At 67.3% G+C, this 3,120-nt stretch carries 2 protein-coding genes; one reads left to right on the top strand and one right to left on the bottom strand.

Annotated features, from left to right (window positions below; translation table 11 throughout):
- Window positions 1–2,362 (bottom strand): Tn3 family transposase (locus tag ACP7BL_RS17810; protein WP_426258927.1); only part of this gene is annotated, 2,362 nt, incomplete at its 3' end.
- Window positions 2,363–2,456: 94 nt separating this feature from the next.
- Between ACP7BL_RS17810 and ACP7BL_RS17805 the strand changes: the two genes are divergently transcribed.
- Entirely contained in the window at window positions 2,457–3,083 is a 627-nt protein-coding gene (locus ACP7BL_RS17805; protein ID WP_339472255.1) for a recombinase family protein, read from the top strand.
- Window positions 3,084–3,120: the final 37 nt, after the last annotated feature.

Below are 3,120 nucleotides of genomic sequence, written 5' to 3'. Positions count from 1 at the left end.
GGGCCGCCCGAGCGGCTATGCTTGACCACAAACATGGCCCGCCTCCTTCACGGAAATGGCAGCTGCGCGATGGTAGCACAGGCAACCTGCCGCGTCGCCAAGCTGTCCACATAACGGTGAACCCGCCGGTGTCGGCGTACTGCTCCTCGATCCGTCGCCCGGCCTCGTTCATCGTCAGCCCGTCGAGCAGATAGGGTGCCTCGCTGACGGTTGCGGGGATGGTCCGCGATGCGAACGGCGCGAAGCGGTCGTTGACGTGAGTATAAGCCTTGATGCCGGGGTCGTTGCCGTAGCGGGCATTGACCGTGTTCATCGCCTCGCCCTGCCGCGCGGCGGGGTAGAACTGGCCATCGGCCGAGGCAGTGGTGCCCATGCCCCAGACCCGCGCCATCGGCAGCGCGCCTTGCGCGGCGACCACGTTGGCCAGCGCCTGGTCGATCGCCGCGCTTTCGACATGCCAGCGTGCGAGACGGGACAGTTGCCAGTAATCATGGGTGTTGGACGCCTCGGCCATCTTGCGCAGGCCCAGGTTCAATCCCTCGGCGAGCAGGACGTTGAGCAGGCCGATCCGGTCGCCGCACGGTATGCCGGTGCGCAGATGGGTGAAGGCGTCGGTGAACTCCAGCGCGGCGTCCACTTCGAGCAGCAGGTCGGTGATGCGGATGGGCGGCAGGCGACGGTAAAGGTCCAGCACCAGGTCATCGATCCCGTCCGGCGCATCGGCGGTCAGGCGATCGATGCGCAGCGTCCCGTCCTCGATGCTGCCTTTCGGGATCGTACCGTTGCGCGCGGCGCGACCGAGCCGGGCGAGGCCATCGGCGAGACGGGCCTTGCGGTCCGCGAGCCAGACATGCGGATCGGACGGTACGGCCAGCTTCGCAGCATGCGCGACTTCCATCGATACGAGGACGTTGCGAAGGTCACCGTACCGGTGCGAGCGGTCGAGCCAGATGTCACCCGAGCGCAGCGCGTCGCGCAGATGGAACATGACCGCGACTTCTCGGAGGCGCGCATCATCGTCGCCCTTCGCCCGCAATTGACGCCGCCATTTGGAATGTGGGCGCAGGAAATCGTCGGTCGCCGGGAGCGCGTCTTTGGTGGCGATGGCGATCACCGCGTCCAGCAAGGGTCGCGCGACCGACGCGGCTTGGAGATGGAGGCAGCGCAGCATACGCGGGGCATAGCGACGGAAGCGGTGATACCCCTGATCGACATGCGCCAGCGGATCATCGCCAAGCGTGTCCGTCAGAACCCTGGCCGTCGCGACGAGGCGGGTGAGATGGTCCCATCCCGCCGCACGCGCGACCGCATCCTCCAGCGACGCGCCGTCGCCATGCGCTTCGATGAGCGATTGGCCGAGCGCGGCGAAGCCGTCCAGCGTCGCTGTGACCCCGCCTCTCGTTTCCGCGGCACGTGCGTCATGCAACTGTTTTGCCTCGCGCCAGGTGCGCCCGACGATCCGGTCATGCGTCTCGATCACCGCATCCGCAGTCGAGGTGGCCCACTCGATGATGCAGACAGTGAGGATGGCGCGACGCCGGTCGGTGCCGAGATCACGCAGGCCATCGGCGAAGTAACGTTCGCCCTGTCGGCGCAGCCGGGCGACGCGATGCGGCGGGACGTCGCCGAGCAGGCCGGCATCGAGGTTCATCGCACGCAGGAACTCAAGCCGGTCGAGCAGTCGGTTTGCCGCGGCGGAATTGTTGCCCGGCTCGATCCGGCGCAGCCAGATGAAGCGGCTGATTGCCCCCGGCAGCATTTCGGTCGTCAGCCGGTCGAGCCGGGTGCAGGCGACAAGATCAAGGCGCGATGCGATGCGCTTCTCGATGCCGCGTTCGGCCGCGACGAGCGCATCCGCGCACAGGCGCTCGATCGTCGTGATCGCCGGCAGGATGGTCATGGTATCGCGGCAGCGGGCGATGAAGCGCCGGGCGAGATCGTCGTTCGAGTGTGCCTGCTCGGCTTCGGCGAACAGCCAGTCACGGAACGTCCGTGCCGGCGCGCCCTGACCGGGAAACGTCCTGTATCCGTAGATGGAGCGCAGCACCTCCATATGTTGCTGGCGGGTCTGGTGCCGGACGGCGTAGCGGACGAGCACGTCACCGGCGATGCCGAGCTGGGCGCCGAGGAAGGCGGATACCGCGAGCGGGATCACCTCGCCCGGCACCAGCATTCGTCCCGGATAGCGCAGCGCGCACAGTTGCAGCGCGAAGCCGATCCGGTTTTCCGGTCGGCGTCGCCGGTCGATGTGGATCAGGTCGTCGTCCGCCAGGATGTAATGCCGTAGCAGCGACGCTTCGTCGGTCGGCAGGTCGAGCAGCGACGACCGCTGCCGGGCGCTCAGGATATGGCGTCTCGGCATGCGGCTTTGTCCCGGTTGAACAGAAGTCTGTTTTGGACAACACTGACCCCGCGCAAATCAAGGCTTTTCGGGGCCGGTGTTCGGGAAGGTTCAATTGGGACAACGCGCCGCTATCTACGCCCGCGTCTCGACCGCCGACCAGTCGTGCGAGCGGCAGTTGCGCGACCTCGTCGGTTTCGCCGAACGGGGCGGCTATGAGGTGGTCGAGGTCTTCCGCGAAACCGCCTCGGGGATGAAGGCCAACCGCTCGGCGCGCGGCGAGGTGATGAAGCTGGCGCAGGCGCGTCACATCGATGCGGTCCTCGTCACCGAACTCAGCCGCTGGGGACGCTCGACGCAGGACCTGCTCGATACGCTCAACCGGCTGTCGGGCTGGCGCGTGTCGGTCGTCGCGATGAGTGGCATGACGTTCGAGGTCGATACGCCTCACGGGCGGATGATGGCGACGATGCTCGCCGGCATCGCCCAGTTCGAGCGCGACATGCTAAGCGAGCGGGTTCGGTCCGGTCTCGCCGCAGCGCGGGCACGGGGTCGAACACTCGGTCGGCAGGCGGGCGACCGACCGAAGTCCGACCGGCTCGCCCCCAAGGTGCTGGCGCTGGTCGCCGAAGGTCGCAGCTATCGCTGGATCGCGCGCGACCTCGGCCTCAGCAAGAATACTGTCGCCGCTATCGTCGGACGGGCACGGGTGGATGCAGCGTCGGTCGAGGAAGCGGCATGACCGGACTTCCCGGAAAATTCCCGCCGGATCCTCGGCG

It is taken from the genome of Sphingomonas sp. DC1600-2 (assembly GCF_049897605.1).
GTDB lineage: Bacteria > Pseudomonadota > Alphaproteobacteria > Sphingomonadales > Sphingomonadaceae > Sphingomonas.
The sequence above is the reverse complement of the archived record's forward strand: the minus strand, read 5'-3'. Positions and strand labels throughout refer to the sequence as shown.